This is a genomic window from Enterobacter cloacae complex sp. IR5402 (genome assembly GCF_049238125.1).
Lineage (GTDB): Bacteria > Pseudomonadota > Gammaproteobacteria > Enterobacterales > Enterobacteriaceae > Enterobacter > Enterobacter hormaechei_C.
The window spans coordinates 1-23,022 of record NZ_JBMKHO010000023.1 but is presented as its reverse complement, the minus strand read 5'-3'; the positions used below and the strand labels follow the sequence as shown (position 1 = coordinate 23,022).

The 23,022-nt window shown below is 51.2% G+C and carries 43 protein-coding genes and 2 pseudogenes; 23 read left to right on the top strand and 22 right to left on the bottom strand.

What is annotated here, in order from left to right; genetic code table 11:
* Positions 1-6 precede the first annotated feature (6 nt).
* From ACOTXL_RS22645 to ACOTXL_RS22555, 19 genes and pseudogenes are all read right to left on the bottom strand, one after another.
* Positions 7-951: pseudogene (locus tag ACOTXL_RS22645) on the bottom strand (maltose/glucose-specific PTS transporter subunit IIC); the annotation flags it as partial.
* Between the two features lie 44 nt (positions 952-995).
* Complete coding sequence (locus ACOTXL_RS22640; protein ID WP_086532013.1) at positions 996-2,276, bottom strand: site-specific integrase; 1,281 nt, start codon at positions 2,274-2,276, stop codon at positions 996-998.
* Between the two features lie 32 nt (positions 2,277-2,308).
* On the bottom strand, positions 2,309-2,557 hold the full coding sequence (locus ACOTXL_RS22635) for an excisionase family protein (RefSeq protein WP_022650951.1): 249 nt from the start codon (positions 2,555-2,557) through the stop codon (positions 2,309-2,311).
* 108 nt (positions 2,558-2,665) lie between these two features.
* Positions 2,666-2,968: a hypothetical protein gene (locus tag ACOTXL_RS22630; RefSeq protein WP_045350979.1), complete on the bottom strand. Its 303-nt coding sequence runs from the start codon at positions 2,966-2,968 to the stop codon at positions 2,666-2,668.
* 96 nt (positions 2,969-3,064) lie between these two features.
* Positions 3,065-3,586, bottom strand: coding sequence for a hypothetical protein (locus tag ACOTXL_RS22625; protein WP_045350980.1), 522 nt, complete (start codon positions 3,584-3,586; stop codon positions 3,065-3,067).
* A gap of 56 nt (positions 3,587-3,642) precedes the next feature.
* Positions 3,643-3,858, bottom strand: a complete 216-nt coding sequence (locus tag ACOTXL_RS22620) for a TraR/DksA family transcriptional regulator (RefSeq protein WP_052686672.1) — start codon at positions 3,856-3,858, stop codon at positions 3,643-3,645.
* Between the two features lie 91 nt (positions 3,859-3,949).
* The gene (locus ACOTXL_RS22615; protein ID WP_045332434.1) at positions 3,950-4,171 is read right to left on the bottom strand and encodes a hypothetical protein; all 222 of its coding nucleotides are present in this window, start codon (positions 4,169-4,171) and stop codon (positions 3,950-3,952) included.
* On the bottom strand, positions 4,168-4,386 hold the full coding sequence (locus ACOTXL_RS22610) for a hypothetical protein (protein WP_045350981.1): 219 nt from the start codon (positions 4,384-4,386) through the stop codon (positions 4,168-4,170). Before ACOTXL_RS22610 ends, ACOTXL_RS22615 begins: the two co-directional genes overlap by 4 nt.
* The gene (locus tag ACOTXL_RS22605) at positions 4,383-4,934 is read right to left on the bottom strand and encodes a phage N-6-adenine-methyltransferase (protein WP_045350982.1); all 552 of its coding nucleotides are present in this window, start codon (positions 4,932-4,934) and stop codon (positions 4,383-4,385) included. The genes ACOTXL_RS22610 and ACOTXL_RS22605 overlap by 4 nt, the downstream gene beginning before the upstream one ends.
* Entirely contained in the window at positions 4,931-5,098 is a 168-nt protein-coding gene (locus tag ACOTXL_RS22600) for a hypothetical protein (RefSeq protein WP_165592933.1), read from the bottom strand. Before ACOTXL_RS22600 ends, ACOTXL_RS22605 begins: the two co-directional genes overlap by 4 nt.
* Complete coding sequence (locus ACOTXL_RS22595) at positions 5,095-5,523, bottom strand: hypothetical protein (protein ID WP_045350983.1); 429 nt, start codon at positions 5,521-5,523, stop codon at positions 5,095-5,097. The genes ACOTXL_RS22600 and ACOTXL_RS22595 overlap by 4 nt, the downstream gene beginning before the upstream one ends.
* Entirely contained in the window at positions 5,520-6,143 is a 624-nt protein-coding gene (locus tag ACOTXL_RS22590; protein WP_045350984.1) for a lambda exonuclease family protein, read from the bottom strand. The genes ACOTXL_RS22595 and ACOTXL_RS22590 overlap by 4 nt, the downstream gene beginning before the upstream one ends.
* The gene (locus ACOTXL_RS22585) at positions 6,140-6,421 is read right to left on the bottom strand and encodes a hypothetical protein (RefSeq protein WP_162148171.1); all 282 of its coding nucleotides are present in this window, start codon (positions 6,419-6,421) and stop codon (positions 6,140-6,142) included. The genes ACOTXL_RS22590 and ACOTXL_RS22585 overlap by 4 nt, the downstream gene beginning before the upstream one ends.
* Positions 6,422-6,444: 23 nt before the next feature.
* A pseudogene (locus tag ACOTXL_RS22580) lies at positions 6,445-6,643 on the bottom strand (hypothetical protein).
* Positions 6,644-6,884: 241 nt separating this feature from the next.
* Positions 6,885-7,169, bottom strand: a complete 285-nt coding sequence (gene gamL, locus ACOTXL_RS22575; protein ID WP_045350985.1) for a host nuclease inhibitor GamL — start codon at positions 7,167-7,169, stop codon at positions 6,885-6,887.
* Between the two features lie 72 nt (positions 7,170-7,241).
* Positions 7,242-7,451 carry a cell division protein FtsZ gene (locus ACOTXL_RS22570; protein ID WP_000607101.1) on the bottom strand — a complete coding sequence of 70 codons (210 nt, stop codon included), beginning with the start codon at positions 7,449-7,451 and terminating at the stop codon, positions 7,242-7,244.
* On the bottom strand, positions 7,448-7,606 hold the full coding sequence (locus ACOTXL_RS22565; RefSeq protein ID WP_045626130.1) for a hypothetical protein: 159 nt from the start codon (positions 7,604-7,606) through the stop codon (positions 7,448-7,450). The genes ACOTXL_RS22570 and ACOTXL_RS22565 overlap by 4 nt, the downstream gene beginning before the upstream one ends.
* The gene (locus ACOTXL_RS22560; RefSeq protein ID WP_045626128.1) at positions 7,603-7,857 is read right to left on the bottom strand and encodes a hypothetical protein; all 255 of its coding nucleotides are present in this window, start codon (positions 7,855-7,857) and stop codon (positions 7,603-7,605) included. Before ACOTXL_RS22560 ends, ACOTXL_RS22565 begins: the two co-directional genes overlap by 4 nt.
* Positions 7,858-7,987: 130 nt before the next feature.
* Positions 7,988-8,626, bottom strand: a complete 639-nt coding sequence (locus tag ACOTXL_RS22555) for a hypothetical protein (RefSeq protein ID WP_127341243.1) — start codon at positions 8,624-8,626, stop codon at positions 7,988-7,990.
* 120 nt (positions 8,627-8,746) lie between these two features.
* Here ACOTXL_RS22555 and ACOTXL_RS22550 point away from each other — a divergent pair, with 120 nt between their 5' ends.
* On the top strand, positions 8,747-9,142 hold the full coding sequence (locus tag ACOTXL_RS22550; RefSeq protein WP_127341244.1) for a hypothetical protein: 396 nt from the start codon (positions 8,747-8,749) through the stop codon (positions 9,140-9,142).
* A 56-nt stretch (positions 9,143-9,198) separates the two neighbouring features.
* The gene (locus ACOTXL_RS22545) at positions 9,199-9,396 is read left to right on the top strand and encodes a hypothetical protein (RefSeq protein ID WP_045350990.1); all 198 of its coding nucleotides are present in this window, start codon (positions 9,199-9,201) and stop codon (positions 9,394-9,396) included.
* A 139-nt stretch (positions 9,397-9,535) separates the two neighbouring features.
* On the opposite strand, the gene ACOTXL_RS22540 is transcribed toward ACOTXL_RS22545, so the two are convergent.
* From ACOTXL_RS22540 to ACOTXL_RS22530, 3 genes are all read right to left on the bottom strand, one after another.
* Entirely contained in the window at positions 9,536-9,892 is a 357-nt protein-coding gene (locus ACOTXL_RS22540; RefSeq protein ID WP_032647516.1) for a hypothetical protein, read from the bottom strand.
* Positions 9,893-10,001: 109 nt separating this feature from the next.
* On the bottom strand, positions 10,002-10,409 hold the full coding sequence (locus ACOTXL_RS22535; RefSeq protein ID WP_032647519.1) for a hypothetical protein: 408 nt from the start codon (positions 10,407-10,409) through the stop codon (positions 10,002-10,004).
* Positions 10,410-10,559: 150 nt separating this feature from the next.
* Positions 10,560-11,249, bottom strand: coding sequence for an XRE family transcriptional regulator (locus tag ACOTXL_RS22530; protein ID WP_016042178.1), 690 nt, complete (start codon positions 11,247-11,249; stop codon positions 10,560-10,562).
* Between the two features lie 110 nt (positions 11,250-11,359).
* On the opposite strand from ACOTXL_RS22530, the gene ACOTXL_RS22525 reads away from it, so the two are divergent.
* The 21 genes from ACOTXL_RS22525 to ACOTXL_RS22425 form a co-directional block, all read left to right on the top strand.
* Positions 11,360-11,587, top strand: a complete 228-nt coding sequence (locus ACOTXL_RS22525; protein WP_016042179.1) for a transcriptional regulator — start codon at positions 11,360-11,362, stop codon at positions 11,585-11,587.
* A gap of 29 nt (positions 11,588-11,616) precedes the next feature.
* Positions 11,617-12,183: a toxin YdaT family protein gene (locus ACOTXL_RS22520; RefSeq protein WP_001514165.1), complete on the top strand. Its 567-nt coding sequence runs from the start codon at positions 11,617-11,619 to the stop codon at positions 12,181-12,183.
* Between the two features lie 89 nt (positions 12,184-12,272).
* Entirely contained in the window at positions 12,273-12,419 is a 147-nt protein-coding gene (locus ACOTXL_RS22515) for a hypothetical protein (protein ID WP_015571544.1), read from the top strand.
* Positions 12,412-13,311 carry a hypothetical protein gene (locus tag ACOTXL_RS22510; protein WP_045618179.1) on the top strand — a complete coding sequence of 300 codons (900 nt, stop codon included), beginning with the start codon at positions 12,412-12,414 and terminating at the stop codon, positions 13,309-13,311. Before ACOTXL_RS22515 ends, ACOTXL_RS22510 begins: the two co-directional genes overlap by 8 nt.
* Positions 13,301-14,734, top strand: a complete 1,434-nt coding sequence (locus ACOTXL_RS22505) for a DnaB-like helicase C-terminal domain-containing protein (RefSeq protein ID WP_045626127.1) — start codon at positions 13,301-13,303, stop codon at positions 14,732-14,734. The genes ACOTXL_RS22510 and ACOTXL_RS22505 overlap by 11 nt, the downstream gene beginning before the upstream one ends.
* Positions 14,734-15,078, top strand: coding sequence for a winged helix-turn-helix transcriptional regulator (locus tag ACOTXL_RS22500; RefSeq protein ID WP_045618181.1), 345 nt, complete (start codon positions 14,734-14,736; stop codon positions 15,076-15,078). The genes ACOTXL_RS22505 and ACOTXL_RS22500 overlap by 1 nt, the downstream gene beginning before the upstream one ends.
* Complete coding sequence (locus ACOTXL_RS22495; RefSeq protein ID WP_045626126.1) at positions 15,075-15,353, top strand: hypothetical protein; 279 nt, start codon at positions 15,075-15,077, stop codon at positions 15,351-15,353. The genes ACOTXL_RS22500 and ACOTXL_RS22495 overlap by 4 nt, the downstream gene beginning before the upstream one ends.
* Positions 15,350-16,477, top strand: a complete 1,128-nt coding sequence (locus ACOTXL_RS22490; protein ID WP_234393268.1) for a DUF551 domain-containing protein — start codon at positions 15,350-15,352, stop codon at positions 16,475-16,477. Before ACOTXL_RS22495 ends, ACOTXL_RS22490 begins: the two co-directional genes overlap by 4 nt.
* A gap of 34 nt (positions 16,478-16,511) precedes the next feature.
* Positions 16,512-17,015, top strand: coding sequence for a hypothetical protein (locus tag ACOTXL_RS22485; protein WP_045626124.1), 504 nt, complete (start codon positions 16,512-16,514; stop codon positions 17,013-17,015).
* Positions 17,016-17,203: 188 nt separating this feature from the next.
* Positions 17,204-17,641 (top strand): recombination protein NinB, encoded by a 438-nt coding sequence (locus ACOTXL_RS22480; RefSeq protein WP_045626121.1) that lies wholly within the window; start codon positions 17,204-17,206, stop codon positions 17,639-17,641.
* Positions 17,638-17,808, top strand: coding sequence for a NinE family protein (locus ACOTXL_RS22475; protein ID WP_045626120.1), 171 nt, complete (start codon positions 17,638-17,640; stop codon positions 17,806-17,808). Before ACOTXL_RS22480 ends, ACOTXL_RS22475 begins: the two co-directional genes overlap by 4 nt.
* On the top strand, positions 17,801-18,412 hold the full coding sequence (locus ACOTXL_RS22470; protein WP_045626118.1) for a recombination protein NinG: 612 nt from the start codon (positions 17,801-17,803) through the stop codon (positions 18,410-18,412). Before ACOTXL_RS22475 ends, ACOTXL_RS22470 begins: the two co-directional genes overlap by 8 nt.
* 183 nt (positions 18,413-18,595) lie before the next feature.
* The gene (locus tag ACOTXL_RS22465; protein WP_086532012.1) at positions 18,596-18,712 is read left to right on the top strand and encodes a hypothetical protein; all 117 of its coding nucleotides are present in this window, start codon (positions 18,596-18,598) and stop codon (positions 18,710-18,712) included.
* Positions 18,709-19,398 carry a bacteriophage antitermination protein Q gene (locus ACOTXL_RS22460; RefSeq protein WP_045626115.1) on the top strand — a complete coding sequence of 230 codons (690 nt, stop codon included), beginning with the start codon at positions 18,709-18,711 and terminating at the stop codon, positions 19,396-19,398. The genes ACOTXL_RS22465 and ACOTXL_RS22460 overlap by 4 nt, the downstream gene beginning before the upstream one ends.
* A gap of 295 nt (positions 19,399-19,693) precedes the next feature.
* The gene (locus ACOTXL_RS22455) at positions 19,694-20,014 is read left to right on the top strand and encodes a hypothetical protein (protein ID WP_032141950.1); all 321 of its coding nucleotides are present in this window, start codon (positions 19,694-19,696) and stop codon (positions 20,012-20,014) included.
* Between the two features lie 55 nt (positions 20,015-20,069).
* Complete coding sequence (locus ACOTXL_RS22450; RefSeq protein ID WP_228041333.1) at positions 20,070-20,522, top strand: lysozyme; 453 nt, start codon at positions 20,070-20,072, stop codon at positions 20,520-20,522.
* Positions 20,519-20,896, top strand: a complete 378-nt coding sequence (locus ACOTXL_RS22445) for a DUF2570 domain-containing protein (protein WP_045618190.1) — start codon at positions 20,519-20,521, stop codon at positions 20,894-20,896. The genes ACOTXL_RS22450 and ACOTXL_RS22445 overlap by 4 nt, the downstream gene beginning before the upstream one ends.
* Positions 20,802-21,050: an Rz1-like lysis system protein LysC gene (gene lysC / locus ACOTXL_RS22440; RefSeq protein ID WP_234393269.1), complete on the top strand. Its 249-nt coding sequence runs from the start codon at positions 20,802-20,804 to the stop codon at positions 21,048-21,050. The genes ACOTXL_RS22445 and lysC overlap by 95 nt, the downstream gene beginning before the upstream one ends.
* Positions 21,051-21,211: 161 nt before the next feature.
* Positions 21,212-21,709 (top strand): KilA-N domain-containing protein, encoded by a 498-nt coding sequence (locus ACOTXL_RS22435; RefSeq protein WP_045618192.1) that lies wholly within the window; start codon positions 21,212-21,214, stop codon positions 21,707-21,709.
* Positions 21,706-21,963, top strand: a complete 258-nt coding sequence (locus ACOTXL_RS22430) for a hypothetical protein (protein ID WP_045618193.1) — start codon at positions 21,706-21,708, stop codon at positions 21,961-21,963. Before ACOTXL_RS22435 ends, ACOTXL_RS22430 begins: the two co-directional genes overlap by 4 nt.
* Before the next feature lie 54 nt (positions 21,964-22,017).
* On the top strand, positions 22,018-23,022 hold a 1,005-nt coding region (locus ACOTXL_RS22425; RefSeq protein ID WP_421625858.1), incomplete at its 3' end, for a phage head spike fiber domain-containing protein.

The window sequence follows — 23,022 nt, the reverse complement described above, 5'->3', positions numbered from 1 at the left end:
TACTTTAGTGTTACCGATGGTCACACCGAGCACAGCCATCACGGTAAAGCCCAGGCCCGTCAGTACGGCGTGGATGAGGTACAGTACCGGTGCCACGAACAGGAACAGGAACTCGATAGGTTCTGTCGTACCGCCCACCACGCAGGCAATAACGCCGGAGATCAGCAGGCCTTTAATTTTATGACGATTTTCCGGACGGGCACAGTGGTACATCGCCAGCGCAGCACCCGGCAGGCCGCCGAGGAAGGCAGGCATTTTACCCTGAGAAAGGAAACGCGTCGCACTTTCAGAGAAGCCGTGAGTGGTCGGGCAGCTCAGCTGGGCCTGGAAGATGGTCAGCGCGCCGCTAACGGAATGACCGCAAACGTCCATGGTGCCGCCTGCTTCCGTAAAGCGGATCAGGGCAACCAGGATGTGCTGTAAACCAAACGGTAGCAGCAGACGTTCACCCGTACCGAAAATCATCGGGCCGAAATCACCCGCGCCGTTGATAATGCGGCCAATCCCGGTGATCCCCATGGCAAAAATCGGCCAAATCAGAGGGATGATCAGACCAAACAGACCCATCACAACCAGCGTAATGATTGGCACAAAGCGGGTCCCGCCGAAGAAGGCCAGCGCATCGGGCAGGCGGATGTTGTGGAAGCGCTCGTGCAGCATCCAGATAATCACCCCCGCGATCACGGCTCCAAGGATCCCGGTATCGATGGACTGAATACCAATCACGCTCTGAATGTTATTGGCTTTCAGTACCGCCGCGTCGGTCGTCGGCAGGATCCCTTTGGCGGTCAGCCAGAAGTTAACCGCAAGGTTCATGACCGCATAGCCAACGAAGCCCGCAAACGCCGCCACGCCTTTGTTTTCGCGCGCCAGACCCAGAGGAATGGCGATACAGAACATTACCGGCAGGAAGCTAAAGGCAAACGATCCGACCTTGCTCATCCAGATGAATCATGATTGAAGTGATATTAATATGTTAAATCAGATAGTTAAGGTTATGCGGTTTTTCTATGGGGCATCAGTGGGGCATTTTGAGTAAATGATGCGTTCAAAATGCCCACCTGGTCATGGTTATTCTCGGTCATCCATTTACCGTAAACCGTGAATAGCATTTGCGCTGACGAATGGCCCATCTGGTGCGCAACGAAATTTGGGTTCGTTCCGGCGACCAGTGCCCAGCACGCATATGTGTTCCTGGTTTCATAAGACCGTCTTTGTCGGACGCCTGCACGACGCAGGGCAGTGCGCCAGGCTGAATTAATGGATCCGGGGACGTAGCACATCGTCTTCTTACCGTTCATTGAAGTAATGGACGGCGAGAATATAAAGGTGCATTCATCGGTTCTCTTTTTTTTGTATTCCCGTAGGCTGACGCTTACCTTGTGGGATGCCATCATTCTGGTCAGTGGCATTTGCGCCTTGAGTGCATCAATTGCTGGCTGGGTCAGCTGTATTGTTCGAATCCCGGCGTTGGTTTTTGGCAGGGTGAAGTTTCCCTTCAGGGAATAGTTACGTGACACTGTAACAGTCCAGTTGACAGTATCCACATCCTCCCAGGATAACGCGCTTAGTTCGCCATGCCTGACGCCTGTATTTACCGCAAAGATAACCATATTCTGAAACTGTAGCGTTGGGCAGGCCGCAACCACTCTCTGATACTCATCAGAAGTAAGAGGATCTGGAATGGGTCTTTCTTTTGCGAGAGGGGTAATACCTGCCATCAGATCGGTTTTCAGGTAGCCACTTTTGAAAGCAAAGCTCAGCATCCCGCCAAGGCATGCCATATAGCTATTGACTGTAGGAACGCTTCTTCCCTTTTTGGGTGGATGATTTAGGCCATGTCTGGTCTTCTGCCAGCCGTTCAGTAGCTCCTTCCTGGCACTAAGGATATCTTCAGTGTTCAGGCTGCCGATATACCTGTGCTCACCAATTGTTTCGATAGTGGTTGTGAGGTGGCAATCGTAACGCCTCAACGTCCCGAGGCTAAGCTCCATCTCTTTAAGCCCAAGCCATTTCGATTTCAGTTCAAGTAGTGAGATTTGCTTTCTGACAGTGCTGAATTTCTCTGCGTTCGATGAATCAGGGAATTGCGAGGCATAATTGAATGTGCCTGTCTTTATCGCAAAGCAGACTGAAGCCCGAAGTTCGCCTGCCATTTTCCTGTTTTTTGGCGTGTCAGGAACGCCGAGATTTTCCCTGACACGCTTCCCCTGATATATGAACCATATGCGTAACGATTCGCCATGAACCTCTACGCCTGTTGGGTATGCTGCCATAATCATTCCTCGTTTGATGTGCCAAAGGACATTTAAGCAGATATTCTCCGGCGTTTCGCTGGGCTTTGGTGCTCGATCCAGTGGTTTATCTCATCGCGGTTATACATGATTGGGCTGTTTTGCTTAGGTGCCATATCAGGGGCAACATGGCGATAATGCTTTCCCTCCATCCAGGTAGACCGGCGAGCATGCTGAATCATGTGCTTTGACATGCCGGTTGTCGCAGTTAAAAGTTCCTCTGTGACCCATTTATTCGGTACCAACTGAATAATGTCGCTCATGGTTTTCTCCAGGCAAAAAGAAGCCGCCCGTAGGCGGCAATAACATCAAGGGATGTGAGGCAGTGCTTTCGCACCCAATAGCCAGCTCATAACTGGCTATCAGTTGCGTCATTCGTCTTCCTGCACCAGAACGGTGTCATCTGGGACCTGAATAGTAAGGACAACGCTATATCCCTTCTCGTGAGTGCTGAACGATGATTCCCATTGTGGGATTGGCACATCTTCATCAATCTGACAGATGCCGATGGACCAACAGCCGCTATCGGTGTAAGTGGCGATGACTTGCATTTCGCCTTCAGCTGATTTCAGGTGATAAATTCCTGGGTGGCTGTAACAGCCGATCTCCTCTCGAATGGCACCTTCGCACTCGAAAAGGTCGTCACTTGCGCCATAAAAACGTAATTCCTTCATAATCTCTCCTCATGCCGCTCGCGGGGCTATAGGCTACTCTGATGCAATAAAAAACCGCCCGGAGGCGGTTAGATTTAGTGCTGAGTAGAGTCAAAATTACTTTATTTTCAGTGCTCTTTTAGCTTCCTGCACAAGCCCATCCAGTAATTTTTCTGATGCCTCAAGATCTTTTTCAGCGCCATCAAGGGAATTGATGGCATCATCCCTAAAGTCTGAGCGAGTAACGGCTCTCTTTTTGACGAAATCATTCAATAACTTAGAGGCCTTCGGGGTTAGTGTAAAATCAGAAAGTTGAGCTATGCGCTCAAGTTCCTGTATATCCTCCCAATAAAGATCCGTGAGTAATTTTTCCTGTTCAGGAGGATGCCTGTTAAAAGTATCATCCTGTTCCTGCATGAGGCTTAATTCTAGATTGAGAAAATAGCAGTCAGTCATTTTGACTCTATATGCTTTATCGATTACATCAGTGAATGAGGCCAGGCGTTTTTCCCACCACTTTTCCTTGTAAAATCTGTTAAGAGCAAATTTAGCGGTTAAGAATGCAGCTGCAATACCGGTTACCAGCCCAATGATTATTTTTGAAGCTAGGTCGTAATATTCGAACTCGGTTCCATTCATGAGCGTATCCTTATGATTGTGATTAACCCCTTAACCAAAACAATTTGCATATTACTTCACCTATAAATTTTTGACTTGAATTCTTTCTCTTCCTGGCACTCCGCACACGTCTGGCAGCCGGGAACGGCAGCGCGCCGCGGCTCGGGAATTGGTTCGTCGCATTCTTCACAACGCTCAGCTGATACGGCGTTACGGTTGATCCGGTGGGCGGAAAGGGCAGCGTTACGCTGAAGCTCTTCAATCTCTGCTGCGGTATCGATGATATCGGCCATGGTCAATGCTCCCGGAACTGTCGGTTAATTCGGTTGAATGTGAACGCCAGCAATAAAAAAGGAGCCTTAAGCTCCTGGGTGATTAGTGCCTTCATGCTGCACCGCCTTCAGGAAAATCACCGAAGTCAGTAAGGTCAGTTTCGCGATCGAACTTAAACTCGCCTATATCGACAACCTCAACTTCGTGTTCGTAAATATCCCCTCCGCCACTTTCAAGAATCTCCATGGCTTCTTCCAGACTTTCAGCATCCACTCTGAAGGTCTGCGAACCTTCTGCTCTCTTGACCTCAGTGGTAAAAAGAAATCTTTTCACGATTCAACTCCGAAGCGGCGATTAAGCCGCCCTGTGTATACGACGAACTCCAGGAGGCTAACTCCAAGAGCTTCAATTTTCTTGTGATGCTTGTTGATGATGGGAGGCACCGTTTCGTTCCAGTTAGGCTTTGGTTTCTTGCGCATGGCCTGCTGGATTTCTTCTGTGCAGCGGCGGAAGGCGGCGCGGATGGCGTTGTCTGTTTCTGGTGTCATGCGGCCTCCCGTCGGGCGAGAAGTTTCGCCCCGAAAGCCATAAGCTCGTCCCGGCCCACAGTTGCGAAGTGGCAATGTGTACGCGGGTACGGTCGCCAGATGATGAGCATCGACCCTTTATTGTTGCCGCTTACCGGCTTGCCGGAGACCGGGTTGATAAATGCCAGCCGCCCGGCGGTGATGAAGCGAACCTCGCTTGCGGTCTGGATCGCTTCTTTGAACCAGCCAACCGAAGTGTCTGCCGGAACCAGCATGACCGTGCCGATCTGATTTGCGCTTTCGGTAGCGGCCTTCTTAACGAACGGTGTGATGTCGCTGTATGGCGGGTTCAGCCAGACGTAGCCAGGAACATTCAGGTAATCAGCCCAGGGCGTTTGCAGCGTGTTCTGCTCGGCGGTGATGAACTTACGGCATAGCGCGTTATGCGGCGCTGCTGCGGCATCAAGTTGAAAGCAAAATTCAGCATCAAGAGAAGCGAAAAGGGCTGGTGGAGTGCGCCAGAGATCGCGCTGATCCGCTGGCGTATTACTTCCGGTGTAATCGGTCATGCATCCTCCCGCTCCGGATCGTTAACATCCCAGCCATTACGCTCAATATTGGTTTGCAGCCGCTTATCTCCTACCTCTTCAATGCAGCGGCCGGTAATCTCAGCGACTTTAGCGTTTGAGTGTCGCCACAGCAGCGCCAGCTCTTCGAGAGACCACGCTTTCATAGCACTGACTCCATTTCGTCGATGTAGAGGCCCTGAGCAATGAGGCGGCGACGCCGGGCGGCACGTTCAATGCACTCCTGCCGTCGGCCTTCCCGTGACTGCTCTATGGCGCGCCGGGTGAACAGCCGCGATTTACCCTGCGGCGTAACAACTTTCGGCTTCGTAACGAGGTCGAAAGCGCGGTCGCAGATGCCGTCCTCGTTGAGCCATTTCTCAGACTCAACGATCTGAGCTATCTGTCCGGAGCCGCGGGTAATGCCGTTGGCAACCCGGTTAAACTCGATGAGCGTTACGCCAAACTTCTCGGCGATTTCGCTGCTGGTTACCGGGCGGCCGCGCGTCTGAATCATCCAGATAACGCGCTCACGGAGGCCAGAGAATTGCCCGGTTCGCCCTGGCCTGCGGTAGAAGGGTGTGCGTTTCATTCGAGCTCCAGAATGCGGCGCTTCGTGTCCGCAACAAGTTCGAGGAAGTCTTTTCGGCGCGCTTGTAGCCGGGCTATTTCTGTTTCACATTCGGCAGCTGTAAGGCGATAGACAATGAGCTGTTTACCGTCCGGGAAATCAGAGCAGTAACTGATGAAGTCCACCCAATCCCTGCCAGAGCAATCAAGGTGACCGACCAGTTGCCATCTGTATGCCGGATCGAAGGAGCCGCGGGTGAGGGTGGAGTAGTGAGTGGCGGCAATGACCGACTTAATCTCAACGAGCCCGTCCTGGCCAACGAGGCCGTCGGGGCTGTCGCCGTAAGTTTCGTGATCAAAGAACCCGCCGTTATCCACATCGACGAAGTTCATCTCTTCGTAGAGCATGCGGGCAATGGGCTCCTGTTCGTGCCCGCGTTCCATGTGTTCGTTTGAGAAGCCGAACTCAGACTTGCATCCCTTAATCTGCTCAAGAGCCAACTGAAGGGCATAACGCTTGGCTGGCTCACCAAACGCCTTTCCATCGTTAGCCATAATCAGTCCGAAGTTTGAAGCGGTGGCCTTACCCAGGCGAAGAGCATCCCACTCTTCACCGTTTTGCTCGACGTCGTGCCAGATCATGATGAACACTCCTGCTCAAGCTGGCGGCGATGTTCTGGAGAAATGTCCATTCTCGCCAGCACTGCATCAAGGTTGCCATCGCGCTTGAAGGCGGCCTTAGCGTTATTCCATGCCTGCGTTTTTTCCGGTGAAAGCACCGGCTTTGTAACGCGTGCCGGGCTTAAGCGGAGGCCTTCAACCGATTCCTTTCCGAACCGGACATTTTTATCGACGTAAACAGTGACCTTCACGCCAACCCAATCCTCAAGGAAGGGGGATCCGGTAATGCTTTTCAGCATCTTGCTGTTCGTGGCATTCAGAATCATCGGCTTAAGCTTTTCGCCAGGGCGCAGCTCGCGCTCTTCAAAATAAGCAGTGTTAAAAACGTCTTTGGATTTTTTTGTTTTGTCGTTTTCTAACGTTGCCCGGGCGATCGTCAGCACGGTTGGCTCAACGATGTCGGCGCTGCTCAGGTAAGGGGAGTCAAATGCCTTGCGGTAATGTGTTTTTGAATCTGTCATTTTGCAGCCTCTCTGATGAATCTGTTTACCAAAGGCCTGAGAGCATCCTGAATAGTGAAATGCTCGCGTCGCTCTTTGCTGCTGTCATAAATCGGTGTCCAACCGCATCCCGTATTCACCTGGATCACCTGGTAACTACCTTTCCCATCTCTCCACTGAATTCCGTTCATCGAGAGCCACTCCTTAAAGTCGGCTAATTTCGATTTGTGGAGTAAATTTCTGCGGGCCATTAACTCTCTCCTTAAAACGGGCAGCCGGTACGGTGTTCCCAGTCGTATTCCGCCTGGGCGTAAGCAACTGCCGAAATGAAATCGTTGTAGGCCTCGCCGGCTCTATCGCTGCGAAGTCCTTCGTATGGGCTGGAGTCAATCGGAACCGTGAAGTGGAAGAGGCCGGACGGCTCTTTTGGCATCATGTCGATGATTTTCTGCGCCCGGTCGTCGATCCACTTCTCTTTCTCGTCGGTGAGCTGCTGCTCCACCCAGCGCCGATCTTCGATTCGGTCGTAAGTGAGATATGCGTTCATGGCTGAACTCCTGAAATTTGGATGTGCAGATCCCGCCCGCGTAATGCCAGGCCGATCGGTTGAATAGGGTGGTTAGTGCTGGATAGGGTTTCCGTGACCGTCCAGAAGAACGTCAATCACGCAGTCACTGAGGCGGATGATTTCTGCATCGGTGTGCAGGTAAACCCATTTGCGCTCCTGAATGACTGCTGAGACGCGATAGGTGCGGCCTTCATGCAATGCCATCATGCCGGGCGTGACGCACTGGCGAATGAGCGGGGTGGTGCCGTAGTGATTGATCATACCTTCACCTCAACCTGTTCCAGGAGGCCAGCGATATGCATCTGCCAGCGGTTAAGAGTCAGCTTGTCGCGCGGTGCCGATATCGATGTCAGTTGCCACTCGTTATCGTTGAGCTTTTTGGCTGTGTACTGCTTACCGTTGTGGGTGACTGTCATGATGCCTCCCGAGCGTGGAGCATCGCGTCTGCAATGTAATACGCATCTTCGGCTAATTCTTTGTATTGTAGTGATTCCGGGCCTACACCAAATGAATGCCCGTCCCATCTACGCACAATGGATGCCATAGCCTTAGCCGCGAAGTAGTCGCGTAGCGACATACCACCATTGGTAATAACCTCTTCCACGCCTGTGGCTACCGGCTTTCTTATGTGTGGAAAAGCTGGTCCGCCATGATTTTCTTTGCTCATAATCATCTCCGCCCTTAAGCCGGGCCGCTGAACGTTAAAAGACTTCTGCGCTAATGGGCGGTGGATGGCCGCCGGTTGTCATAACTAAGCCGCCTCGGTGAAGCGACTGAGGTATGAAAAAAGCCGCTGGTTAGGCGGCTTTGATTGCTCGAATTGTTGTCCAGGTCACGGAGTGCTCAGCCGTCAGTTTGAAGTGGCGCTCGCACTCATGGCATTGATGCTCTTCTTGGCAGGCGTCGTATGATTCATCGGTGGAAATTTCAGCCTTACACCATGGGCAGCGAGCCTCATCTTCGTGCCAAAAATCCATCTCATCATATTCATCATCAGGAACGATCCGCGCCTCTGCTTCTGCAAGACGCTTTTTGTTAATTTGTTCCTGACAGTCATTGCAACGCCATCCGTCACTGCAACCCCAAACAGCACCAATTCCATCAATGCCTGGAGATTTAGCTGCACGCTCTCTATCTACACCGCAATCAACGCAGACATCATGCTTGTCACAGCGAACATAGGCCCATTTAATAGGTGAGCCATTGCAATGATCACAACCCTCAACCCAATGCCAAACCCCATCAATTTCCTTTGAGTACCAACTCCTTTCTGGTGGCGTGATTTCAAAGTCGCATTCCTGGATGCACTTTCCACCCTGGACAATCCGCTTTCCAAACATCTGAACTCTGCCGCTTCTGACACGTTCGATTCCTGAGAAGAGTCGAGGGTCGTTAATGACGCCCCGGATAATCTCCCCATCAATTCGTTTACACATACCCTTACCCTCTGTCGTTACCCGCTGATGCGGGAGAAATGCTGCTTAATCTACCCATTCGACATACTGGAGTAGTGATTCAGTCTCCGCGTCATCTGGTTCTTTGTTCTCTGGATTGCAGTGCTTGCAATTAGTGGCCTGAACCGGCATTCCGCCGCATCCACACATTTCAGCAAGACCAGAACAGCATCTGGTGAACACGAATCCGTGGTCGCACTTTTCACACCCAAGCATGATTTCCACCTCTCTGTTTGTTTACCGTCAGCCCCTCGCAAAGAGCTGTTGGTAAATCGCTTTGCCATAATTGCCGCTCTTCCTGAGCCCGCCTATGGTCCGACGCATGGTTTACTGTCGCGCCGTTCGACTGACCGAATCTCCACTTCGCCGCTGGCTAACTTCGCTCAGCTGTCGATGTTTCGTTTCGATGGATTAAAGATAACCTTAGTTATGAGTGATGGCAATAACCTAATTTATAATATCAATCACATAAGTTATAAATTAATGATAACTAAATGAATTTATTTTTGTAAATCATGAGTGCTATGCTTAAAAAAACAGCAGGAGGGATGTGCATGGTTCTGGATGAAGAGCGTATAAGCATGAAAATTCAGGCGATGGGGCGGGCGGTGATGGAATTGTCACTGGCTGAATTACCCATGACCCAGCAAAACATCATCGACAAGCTGAAGCAGTACCGGAAGGAAACAGGAAACGTGACAGGGAAGGGAGCTAACAGGGATGCTGCGGAGTTGGTGAGGAAGGGGCAATAAAAAAGCCCGCACGGGCGGGCAGGTAGTGTTGCGATAGTTATTGTTATCAGCTTCAGGCTGGATAGTTATCGGCAGAATGGGGGATAGCTTTATGGGTGGGCAATAAAAAACCCGGCGCGGTGGCCGGGTTGAAGTAAACTTAGCTCGCGTTTTCGCAACCAGGAAGGCTACGGTCAATGACTAAGTTGCCTTCTACGCGTAGGCCTATTTTACCGAAGATAAACGCGTGGTTGAGCTGCGTTACCACAACATCGGTCAGACCAACAGCGCAGCGGTCTTTCTCGATCGCACGGTCTGCTGCGGTTTTGACGTTAGGAATGCCAGTAGGGAAGATGATTACTGGATAGCTGTCCTCAGCAGTAACTCGCTTACCTTTGTAGAACTTACCACCGTTGAGGTTGTAATTTTTGGTACTTGCCACGGTCAGATCGGCCACACGAACAGTACAGCCAGACAACAAAAGCGCTCCAAGCGCTAAAAGAACTACTTTTTTCATTTGATGTTTCCTTTGATTGCAATCGGAATCATCTTAACATCATGAATTTTCTGGTCAAATGAAAAACTGAGAGGTGTGGTGTGGTCAACAGGTTGTAGCTATTTTGCAACTATTTCCTTTCGATGAGCGATAAAAGTTCTGCTAGGTCTCCCATAGCCTCATCAAAACCTAAAATTTCATAGTCGCCATACTCATCAACCGTTATGCTGGCATGCAGGGATTTTTGATACTTATCGCACAATGTACGGATTGCCTTTCTATCTCTTTCATATGCAACATCTGCTAGGGTGTCAAAATCCTTCTGTGATATATCTACATGCTCACCAGATGGATAGATATTTTTCTCCATATGCCTCTGGTGTTCACGCAACTTATGGCGAATATTATCTGCAACTGCGTTAAATTCCTTACGGCGCTCACCTAAAATTGCGTATCTGTAACTTATGAATCCACTTGCAGGAATTGCAACAAATGATACTGTGGTTGCTATAATTGAAAGAATCCTGTCAATCGTCATGAGGTTTCCATATGGAGAGCGTAAGCACATTAACTTGGATTGCTCTCGGTTTGTCCTGCTCAAATCTTGCCGTGATACTCATCCAGCTTTGGTTTTTGAGGCGGATTTAGCCCATAATTTTCATCACCAAGCCGTCTCTTCAAGCCACTGCTACAGCTTGTTGTAGGCTATCGACTCATGGATCAGCGCTTTTCCCATGATATAGAGCTGGTCCTGATTCTCTTCTGTTACATACCAGTCTTTGTAAGCCGGGTTGTCTGAAAGCACGGCTAATTGAAGGCCCTGCATTTGCAGGCGCTTGACATGGAAGTGCTGCCCGAAGACAAATGCGTATACTCCGTCAACCTTGAAGTTCCTCACCGAAACGTCAAAGAACAGGCGATCTCCCGACTGAATCGTTGGGCACATGCTGTCACCGTCTACGGTCATCACCTTCACATCATTTTGAGTGCGGTTCCCGAAAAGAGATCTGGCATGCTCAGTTGTGAACTCAATAGCATGCAGGACCTCAACAAATTCAGAAATCATAAAAGACCCCGGACCAGCGCTTACTTTCAGGTCTAAAACATCAACCCGAAAGACATCAATTGTTTCCGAGACCGGTTGGGCTGCCGATGGCACATTACCATCAATCCGCATTTCCCCCACTCCAGAACTAAGCCATTCCGGCCTTACACCCAGAGCATGAGCTAGCTCGACCATCTTACGGCTGCCGCTCGTTTTACCTGACGTCATCTTTTGAATTGCAGGCTGGGATATACCGACTTTATCAGCCAACTGTCCTTGAGATATGTCAGCGGCCGACATAGCCGCGTTCAGTCGTTCTGCAAATGTTTTCATCTTATCAATATATAACCGAGGTTATGTAGAGTAAAATAACAAAGGTTATGGACAATACCCATAACTTGGGTTATCTTTTCATTAATCCAGTAATCGGATAGGTAAAATCCATGAACAAAGTTATTCAACGAGCTTTAGAAATCGTTGGCAGCCAGAAGCGACTCGCAGATATTTGCGGCGTTAGCCAGCCAGCGGTTCACAAGTGGCTTAACGGTGGTTCCGTATCTCCGGAAAAAGTAACAGCCATCGTAAACGCTACTGGTGGCGAGATTAAGGCACACGAAATTCGACCTGATCTTCCCGACCTGTTTCCACACCCAGAGAACCATGCCGCTTAACGGCGGCCCTAACCACGAAAGGGAAAGCAATGCATTCACTTGCGTATCAACAGAGTACCGGACTTGAACAACGTCCGTTGATTTCGATTTATCAAAGTGTTCCGCGTAATAACCGTAAGCTAACTCGAATACGGGAGGCAGTTAAGGCCTGGCAAAAAGCTACGCCGGGCCAGTCTCAGGTTCACATTTCTCAGCTGGTTGCGAAAGAGTGGCTGGCGCGCGGCGGGAAGGGGTTGTTACTGGCAGGTTCTGAACACAACACGAAGCAGAACTTCTTCCGGATGATTAACGATCCGGGCCCGAAGAACGACAAGGGGTTGATGCTATTGATCCCCGTCATTATCGACGTGATGGCGCGGGATAACGAGAAAGTGGCGAGAGAGTTCGGTCTTGTCGCAAAGACTGAGGCCGAACTGATAGCCGAGGCCATGAAAGAGTGCACTGAAGCGCATCAGGCGAAGTTACTTGGTCAGCCGATACAACGCCTTGAGAAAGAGGTGAGAGAAGCTGCTGAAGCACTGCTGCGCTTCCTGCCAACTGAATCAATCGCTGCGGTGGTGACAAGTCTGGCCGCTATGGCGCCGGGAGTTATGTGATGGGAAGTATCAAAAATGGCGAAAGCCAGTCTGCGTCAACAGAACTGGCCTTCAGATGCAAATCGTGTGCACTCATTGCAGGAGGAATAATGGCAAAAAATCCACGCTATTACCATACCGCTGTACATAAAAACATAACCCGCGACCGCTTCATCCGCTCGGTTAATCCGATTGTGGCAGAGAAGATGCGCGCCATCCTGGAAGAGCTGAAGCGTAAGGAGAGTGGCCGTGGGTAACGTATCTAATTTAGCCGAAGCCAGAGAGGCCAGAAGGCTCCAGAAACCGCGCACTAATGACGGTAAGGGGTTTGCCTTGCTGCACCGTAAAATTATGGATGTGCCGTTCTATAAGGACGCTGAGGCGGCTCATTTATGGGTTCACCTGCTCCTGCGCGCTAATCACGAACAGACACTGGTATCTACTGATGTTGGAGATGTGATCTGCGAGCGCGGAGAGTTCATTACCGGGCGAAACACACTGGCAATGGAAACGGGTTTGACCGCTGATCGCGTTAAATCACTTCTCCGTAAATTCCAGAATCTGGGCATGATCACCACCAAATCGAACAACCGTTTTACTGTTCTAAAAGTGGTCAAATATGACGAATATCAGTCAAATTTTTGTCCAGCCGATGTCCAGCCGGTGTCCAGCGCAAACGCAGTTATATCAATGCCTGTGGAGGTGGAGTGTCCAGCCGATGTCCAGCCAGTGTCCACAGATAACAATATATTAAATAACTTACTACCTAACGGTAGTAAGTATGTCGCAAATGACCAGAAACCCGCTGAAGAGAAAAAGTCCCGTTTGTCATGCGATGAAGTATGGCAATGCCTGAAAGACGAACTGCCTGAAGCCCGGGGATGGAGATGCCTCACTGATGAGCGACGCAATCTGATCCGCACCTTCTGGGGTAAGGCTAACAAGATTGCCCGCAACCTGGACGGCAAGCCGATGGATATGGACGGTTTCAGAAGTTATCTGCGTTACATCGCTCAGAACTGCCGCTGGATGCTTGAAGACCGACCAGACCAGAAATCCGGGAAGACCTGGCGCCGCATGAAATTCGATAAGTTTCTGACCGAAAAGCTCTACATCGAAGTGCGCGAGGGGGATCGTGATGACCGCTGATTTCATGGCTGTACCACAAAACCTCGAAGCAGAGCAGAGCGTTATCGGTGGCCTGCTGCTGGATGATGACAACAGCGAGCGAGTCCAGAAGGTTCTGGGGATGCTCAAGCCTGAGTCGTTCTACAGCCGACCTCACCAGCTGATCTTTGCCGAGATGCGCCAGATGTTCCGCGACAACAAGCCAGTCGATGGTCTGACATTGTTCGACGCGCTTGAAGGCAAAGGGCTCGCGGAGCAGGTAGGTGGATTTGCTTACCTGGCGGAGATAGCCAAGAACACTCCCAGCGCTGCAAACATCGTTGCTTACGCAGCATCAGTCCGGGAAGCCGCAATGGAGCGCTACGGTATCAACCGCCTGACCGAAGCTACTGAGCTGCTGTATTCCCGTAACGGCATGAGCGCTACGCAGAAGTACGAGGCCATTCAGGGTATTTTCACCCAGCTCGCAGACCATTCAAAAACCGGAAGTCGCCGTGGGTTGAGATCGTTTGGCGAGGTTATGGATGACTGGGTAGCAGATCTGGAGAAACGCTTTGACCCTTCAGGCGAACAGCGCGGCATGAGTACGGGTATCCCGTCACTCGATCGACTGCTGGCGCCGAAAGGTCTGGTTAAAGGCTCTCTTTTCGTGATTGGCGCAAGGCCAAAGATGGGAAAGACAACCCTTTACGGGCAGATGGCGATCAACTGCGCAGTTCGTGAGAAAAAGCCAGCGCTGATGTTCAGCCTCGAAATGCCGGGCGACCAAATCCTCGAAAAACTGGTTGGTCAGAAGTCTGGAGTTAACCCGAGCATTTTTTACATGCCAGCCACGGATGACGCCGATGACCAGTACCAGGGCGATTACGACGGCGACTTTAAGAAGGCGATCGCCACCGCCGGGCGATTGAGTGAAATCGACATGCTGTACATCGACGATACTCCTGGCCTGTCACTGGCGCACATCGTTAGCGAAAGCCGCCGAATCAAGCGCGATAAGGGCTGCGTAGGAATGATTCTGGTTGACTACCTGACTCTGATGACCGCCGAAAAAGCCGACCGTAATGACCTGGCCTACGGGATGATCACCAAAGGTCTGAAGAACCTCGCCAAAGAGCTTGGCTGCGTCGTCGTGCTGCTGACCCAGCTCAACCGCGAACTGGAGAAGCGAGTGAATAAACGCCCGTTACCGAGCGATTCCCGCGACACAGGACAGATTGAGCAGGACTGCGACTACTGGGTTGGCATCCACCGGGAAGGTGCTTTCGATGACAGCGTGCCACCTGGAGAAACCGAGTTAATCCTGCGACTCAACCGCCACGGCAGTACCGGTACGGTTTATTGCAATCAGCTCAACGGTGCAATTTACGACACAGACCAGCATGCCGCCGCCGCAGAACGCCGCGGTCGTGAGCAGCAGCCGAAAAAGAAAGGGGGCTTCTGATGACCATAACAATCCGTGAGCAGGTGCTGGCAGCCCTGCGCAACAACCCAGGACTGAACAACGCCAAACTGGCAGCGCTTATCGGCATGGACACCAAAAAGATATCCGGGACGGTGAGCACGCTGCTGGCCGACGGCCTGATTTCCTGCGAAGGCAAATACGGCCAGCGCCTGTACAGCCTGACCAGTTACGGCATGCGCTTCGCCCCTGACACGATACCGGGCATGAAGCAGGGCAAGTCGAAGTTAATTCAGCGGACGGAAACAAACGTGATCTGCCAGGAATGCCGAAACAGTCCGGCGATGAGAAGGGTATTGATGGTTTGGGGGAGGGTAGGGGTATGAGCAATCAAGAGTTAACTGAAGTTATCGTAACAAAGTACGCGCTTTCAAGTGGTCCGTTTAAAGTTATGGCCGATGTATCACATGGCGGAACAATGGCTTCGTACAGGCTTCCTGGGTGCTATTTAACAACTGCTCACGGTAAGGATTTTTGGCTGAATGAGGCTGATGCTTTAGCTGATTGCGAGCGTCGTCGACTGGCGAAAATAAAGTCTCTTGAGAAGCAAAAAAAGAAACTCGAAAGCATGACTTTCCTCATTGAAGGAGCCGCCCAATGAGCAACATCGACAAACATGCCGTCCAAGCAGTTGCCGATTTGAAAGCTGGTTACACCCTCGGTCACGCTGATGTGGCAATCCTGAACGAGCTGGCGCGTATCGTGCTGGCATCGCTCGAAGCGGAGCCTGTGGCGTGGCTACTGTCAGGCGGCGGCGCAAAAAACAACGTCAGCTTCGATAGTGGCAATGCTTATGCCGACCCGCTGCGAGAAGTAACGCCGCTCTACACCGCCCCGCCAGCGCCGGTATCTGTGCCTGATGAAGTTTGCTGGGAAGATGTTCCAGAGGAAATCACCGAAGACGATATGGCTCTTGCATCAGCATGGGCACATGGATTCAATCAGTGCCGCGCCGCCATGCTTAAGCACTCTGAGCCATTCATAGTAACGAGCGATCATCGCATGATGGAGATGCCTCAAGTTGAGGCTATCAACGCTGTCACCGCCATGCTTCAGGGTGCAGATGGTACCCTCACCAATGAAGGTACCATACCAGTCACGCAATTTAAGCCGGTAGCAGACCTGTACGGCTTAACCTCACCAACTGGCGGCGAAACATCATTCACTTTCGACGCTGTTGAAGCTCGTGATTTCATTGATGGCGGTTGGTCATGCCAGGAGTACGTGGAGCTTGAACGCTTTCAGGAAGCGATAACCAACCATACCGAGGATAAGCTCGCTATGGTTGACCATTCTGGTGACGCCAACGAAAAGGTCGAACCTGTAACGACGGCTTACAAGTTGCCTGCCAATACGCCATGCAAGGATGCGCCTGAGCATATCTGGCTTCAGACTGCTGGAGTATGGCCGGAGAACGGAGAGTTCAGCGAATTAACATGGTGCAGCGACAATCAGCACAAGGACGATACTCTCTATGTTCGCGCCGATGTCGTGTCTGGCAACTCTCCGGTGATTCCGGATGGTTGGGTGGCTTGCAGTGAGCAGATGCCGGAAGACGAGCAGGAAGTAATTGTTCAGAACAAGATGGGATACCGTTATGTATCTTACTTCGATGAGCATTCCGGACTGTTTTTTGACATGCGTGGCGGTAATCAAATGAACTGCATTGAGCACATATTTGTTACTCACTGGATGCCACTGCCAGCAGCACCGCAGCAGAAGTGATGTATAATCCCCTCAAAACACCGAGGGGATTTTTATGTCTGGTTGGGATATTGGTATAGCTGCAGTTTCTGCCATTGCCGCTGTCGCGTCGGCAGCAGCAACTTATTTAGCTTGGCGATCGTCAGAAGCTAGCAGTGCCACGTCTGAAAAAGCTTTGCAGTTGCAAGGAAAGCAGTATTTGTACGAGACATTAAAAGCTTGCGCTGAGAGAGCTAATTCATACTCAAAAGGTAAGAAAGGGGCTGAATGGAGCTTTCATGACGCAGCCAATATTGTACGATGTTTGAACTTGGCAATGGGGAGCATAATAAATTACTCAGATACCAACAATCAGGATGCAATGAAAGGTCTGAAGCAATTCTTCATTAGCCAATTAAACATGGAGCTCTTTGAAGAGCTCAACTATGAGGTTGGGCCTGATGCCTTCTTTCACGGAGAGGAGCTAACCAGCATGACGAGCGATATTTACTCGCAGTGGTTAAACATTATTTCATTCTTTAACCTCATGATTGTCACAGATGATGACCTCGCCGATTAAACATAGCTTGATTGATTTTCCATAATCAACCCGTCATAATCATGTCATCGGAGCCTGAACAACTCCGGTGACTTCTGCGCATTTAAGGGGACTTAAATGCGACCACAATCTGAACTCCTCACCTTGTCACAGATGCAGAAATGCAACTGCGATTATCTGCATTCTGCGGCTTCCGTTAAGGAGGCCGTATGAGTATCAAATTTTATCTCCGCGACGAGCAGGTTCGCCGCAACCTCATCGACTACATCAACAAGCAGCCTGTAAACGCAGATTTCCCGCTAGTTGTGAGTTTTGCCGACCCTAAGCGCACTCTTCCTCAGAATTCACTGTTCCACGCGCTTTGCGGCGATCTGGCAAAGCATCGAATTCAATGGGCTGGCTCTGCGTGGTCGCTTCCGTCGTGGAAATCAATTTTGGTTTCCGGTCACTCCATTGCCACTGGAGGGCAGGGGAAGGTTATTGCCGGACTTGAGGGAGAATTGGTGGCCATTCGCGAAAGCACCTCATCGATGGGGATCAAACGGATGAAAAGCCTGATTGAGTACACCCAGGCTTTCGCCGTCAGCCAGAACATCCAACTTCGCGATGTCCGTTATCGTGGCGATTACTTTGGGAGGCTTGCATGAATAACCCTCTCGCACGCGTCATCACAAACGAAATCTTCCGCGTTCCGGCGCGCCGCCAGCGCAAGCCCGCGATTAAGCCCTCCGACATCCCGACTATGAAAGGCTACACCGCCCGCCTGGTAGATCAGAAATGGCTGCGTCTCGCGGCGAGGAGAGCGCATGGCTAAGTTACCGCGCCGCAAGTGCGCCCATAAAGCCTGTCGCCAGTGGTTCCACCCGGTACGCGACGGGCAGGTAGTTTGCTCATTCGATTGCGCCAGCGCGATCGGCAAAGAACAGACCGCAAAAGCCCGTGAAGCCTCTAAGCAGAAGGAAGCGCAGCGTCAGCGCACCGAAGAGAAAGCAGGTCGCCAAAGGCGCGCTGCGCGTCGCAATGAACTGAAGCCGATCCGTCACTGGGTGCAGATGACTCAGCGCGCTGTCAACGACTGGCGGCGCGAAATGCTGCTGACCGCCGGGCATGGCTGCATCTCATGTGGAACAAAAACCGCTTTTGCCTGGCATGCCGGGCATTACCGCACCACGGCCGCCGCACCACAGCTTCGCTTTAACCCGGACAATATCTGGCTCCAATGCTCCGCCTGCAACGTCCACAAATCCGGGAACATCGAGGCGTACCGCGCCGCCCTGGTCGAATTGATCGGCGAAGAGCGCGTTCTGGCGCTGGAATCCAACAACGAAACCCACCGATACACCCGTGAAGAGCTGGACGGCATCCGCGCCAAAGCCAGGGCAGATCTTCGCGTACTAAAACAGCGGGAGGCAGCATGAAGTCATTCACTCCAGTTGAAGCGAGGAAGTTCGTTGCCAGCACCTGGTATGAAACGACGCAGCTTTCGAAAAGAGAAAGGCTGTATGCGAAAGCTCGCGAACTCATAAGCGGCGATCGAGCGGAAATTATCTGTCAGACAGAAAACCCTGAATACAGAAAGTCAGCACGGGAGTGGTGGAATCATGACCAGAGCTGATTTCGAAAAGTACCAGGCAGAAAGCGTTAAGCGCGCCAACCTGCCGCCAGTAGCAAAGCACAGCCAGACCAAAACAAACCAGCCACATAAGGAAGCCGCATGAACAGTCAGCAACTGGAATACGTACGTCAGCAGCTCATTGTGGCGACCGCAGATCTGAGCGGGGCGACGAAAGGGCAACTGGTAGCTTTTGCCGAGAATGCACAGTTCACCGCGACGGCGCGCAGTCGGGGACGGAAAAAGGTATTCGACAAGGATAAGCAGCGCATGGTCAACCCGGACGGGCCGCCGATGAGCGGCAGTCAGTCACGTGCCAAAGGCTCATCTATTGCGCTGGTGGGGCCGGTTGAGTTCGTGACTGCATCGTGGCGCCGCGCTGTTCTGTCGCTGGAGGAGCACCAGAAAGCATGGCTGCTGTGGAACTACAGCGAGAATATCCGCTTCGAATACCAGGTGGCGATCACCCAGTGGGCGTGGGCAGAGTTCCGGGAGCAACTCGGCGAGAAGAAGGTGGCCGGCAAAACGATGGAGCGCCTGAAGAAGCTGATATGGCTGGCGGCGCAGGACGTTAAGGCAGAGCTGGCGGGGCGTGAGACGTACGAATATCAGGTGCTGGCGAAACTGGTCGGGGTAACTCCAAAGAACTGGTCTGAGACGTTTACGGACCGCTGGGTGGAGATGCGCCGCATCTTCCTGCGACTGGACAGTGGTGCTTTGTTACAGGTTGCGCGATCACGTTCACAACAAAAGGCGACAAATTTAGGTTCAAGTCTTGCAAAACTGGATTGAAACGCATATATTTCATGTAAATCTGATATCGTCGCCATAGCTTCGATTGTCGACACAAAGAATTCTAGCCCGAGGTTTACACCTTGGGCTTTTTTATTTGCGGTACGCCGCACACAGAACCCACTACCTGGGACCCTTCGGCCAGAGAGCCGACATTGCCTTACCCTCATCTTCCTGGCTTGTCGCCAGGTTTATTATTCAGGCCGCAGACAATCAATTCCAGATGCCACGTAGCTATCGTGTCTGACGGCCTTTTCCCAACTACCACACAGCACCCCGGACCCGGAGGTGTGGAATGCAACGTATGAACCCAACAAATGGACACGATCTGCCGTACTGGTGGTCGGCGGCCTTGGGTCTGTTCTCTTTGCTTAGCCTACAGGATTACGTTTTTATTATCGGCGCGCTGGTATCGGCGTTCTTCACGATAAAAACCTATTACGCAAAACGGAAAGAAGAGCGTGAGCGTATGGCTGAGGAAAGGAAACGAACCCAGCTGCTGGAAAACTACTTATCTGATGTAGGTAAAAAACCTCACTCCGATCGTCCGGCTGCCGCCGAGGTGGTTACGGAGGCAATGCGGAGAATTTCCGGTGGCACAGTTGAAACTGAGTAAGAAAAGCGGCGCGGCGGGCATTGTCTGCTCCGTAGGAACGATCATCGCTATTGTGATGAATGCGGGACACGTCCGGACTAACGAGCGCGGGCTGGTGTTAATCGGCAACGCTGAATCTTGCCGACGAGATCCATATGTCTGCCCGGCCGGTGTGCTGACTGACGGTATGGGGAACACGCATGGCGTGAAGCTTGGCACCGTTAAGTCTGACCAGCAGATCGCAGCCGAATGGGAGCGCAACATCCTTGATGCTGAGTCCTGCGTTAACCGTTACGGGAATGGCAGAAAGCTATCTGACGATACTTTCTCAGCAGCTGTATCGGTAACGTTTCGTGCTGGCTGTGGGAACATGCGCACCTCCACGATGTTCTCTCTTCTCAGAAGTGGAGACATCACGGCGGCATGCAACCAGTTCCCTCGCTGGGTATGGGGAGGCGGCAAGGTTCTGCCTGGTCTGGTAACTCGAGCAGGGAAAGAAAAGGCGCTCTGCCTGGAAGGTGTTAAATGAGCCGGTTAACAGCAATCATCTGTGCTTTCGTTATCTGTCTGCTGGTTTCCATGGCCTGGATGATTAACCATTACCGCGACAACGCCATCACCTACAAGGACCAGCGCGACAAGGCGACGGTCAGGGCAGACACATCGGAAGCGATCACCAACAACGTGATCACCACGATGAACCTTATCCGTGACATCTCACAGGCTACCCAGAATGCAAAGAACGAACTGGCTCAAAAGGGCGAAACGCGCATTGTCTACATCAGGCAGGCACTTGAAGGCGATCCGTGTGCTAACCAGCTTGTTCCTTCTGCCGCTGCTGACAGCCTGCGGGAATACGCAGACAGTTTACGTCCCGGCACCGGTGGTGCCGATAAGCGCTGACCTGACCGCAGACACACCGATCCCAGGAATGGCCGTGCCATTCACATGGCAGGCAAGTCTCGAGTTAAACGCTCAGCTCTATACGGCGCTGGGGCAGTGCAATCTGGATAAGGCAGCAATCAGGAAAATCGAATCATCAAGAGCCTCGCAATAGCGGGGCTTTTTTACGCCTGCAGTAAACCCGCGCATTCTCGTGCGCATATCAACCAAGAGCCTTTCGGGGTAGAGCTTGAGATAGGGCAGTGGTAACGCTGACCGCTCTTGGGCTGCCCATATCTACGAGAACAGGCTCAACCACCAAAAGGTATCAGCGAAATGAAATCATTAACCCTCTTCAATCAACCAATCCGTGTCGGTGAAGACGGCATGATCTGCCTCACCGATATGTGGAAAGCCAGTGGCAAAAGTGACGCTGAATCTCCGTACCACTATCTGCGAAACAAGCAGACCAAGGAGTTTCTGGTCGAATTGAAGAAAAACCACGAATCTGTGGTTTTAACGACTCGCGGCGTACACGGCGGAACCTATGGCGGTAAATTTGTTGCTTACGATTATGCGGCCTGGTTAAACCCCGGGTTCAAGTACGCGGCCTATAAAGTCCTTGATGACTACTTCACCGGAGAGCTTCATCACCGCAACAGCTTAAGTGCGCAGCTCAACATGAAGTGTCATGAGTTTGATCAGAAGAAAGACATGGCGAGCTTCTGCGGACAAGGCCTCGCTGCATGGCGCTATACAAAGCCTGTGCTGGTCGCTGAGATCAATACCCTAGCTAACCAGCTGCAGATTACGATTCCCGGGCTTCCAGGATGAATAATCGCGTCATTGAATGCGCCTCCAGAGCGGGGCGCGACTTCTCTGAGTTCATGAAAGGTGAGAAGGACATGATGCAAGTGCTGGCCTCGGTTGATCAGTTTGGCGAGCAACTCCGTCTCAACGGCTGCGTCAATCATCACTTTGTAAGTTACATGATGAGGAACTCGATCATGCAGGCATTCATGGACATGGCAAACGCCGAGAAGAAAGAAGAGCGCCGCAGTAAAAGAGCGGAAGCAAAAACGAAGTAGCCATTACAGAAGCTCCTTAATAGAGAAAACCAGAGCCATGAAATAGCGTGGCCTATGCCGGTTTTATTTGAAATATTTATCATCGCTTGTGGTGCAATTATGAAAGGCTTATTTATCCCTGGTGTGACTGAGCTTGGCGCATCATCAGATAGTTTTCCATACGGAATATTTATTACCGGTGCTAATGTTATGACGCTGCCGCCTGGCGAGTGGGTTGACCTTAGCGATATCGATCTTACCTCCTCTGCACTGGATTATCGGGTTTCGTTCAGCTGCGCAAGCAACCATGCATACTACTCAGCTGACGGAACTATTCAGTTCGCTGCACCTGACGTATGGCCGCTTGAGTACCGAGATGGAGTGGCAGTTGGAAGGCATGAGCCTGAAGTGCAGTCTGATAATATTGTTGTTTATGCGATAGATTTTTCAAAATGGTTCTTGCTTGGCACAAGTGTCTCTACTGACAAAAGCGAAAGAATTATCTCCTCAAGTTATGCTCAGAGAATTACAGCAACAAGAACAGATAACTTTTCAAGGGTTATGATAACCCCCACGCTAAACCCAACTGAATATACGCTTAAAATTGTAGTTAAGTCGGGAAATACCTCCTTTTTACATGGTACAATCGAAGATAATAATGCTCTCAGCAACACATTGCGTTTTTATGTGGATATGACAAGCCTGAATTCTTCAGCAGTTGTATCGAAGGGGACTATAAGTGCATTAGTAAATTCAAAAAATATATTTAATGGCTGGGTGGAGGTAATTCTTAAAGTTACTATACCAGCAGCAGGCGCGTACAAAGTATTCTTTGGACCAAGCTCTTCTCTTGGTAGTACAAGCTCAAACAACGGTCAGTATATACTTTCTGCGTTTGCCCAGCTGGAGCGCTCGACAATAAGTACATCGCTAATCAATACGAATGGGATCTCAGCCACCAGAGCGGCTGCTTTCGCGACAGTGAAAAATCCCGGAGGGCTGGCGAGTAAAATCATGGTCCACTATTCAGACAATACCAGTGAGCAACTGGAAATCCCGACTAACAGTCCGTCTATTCAG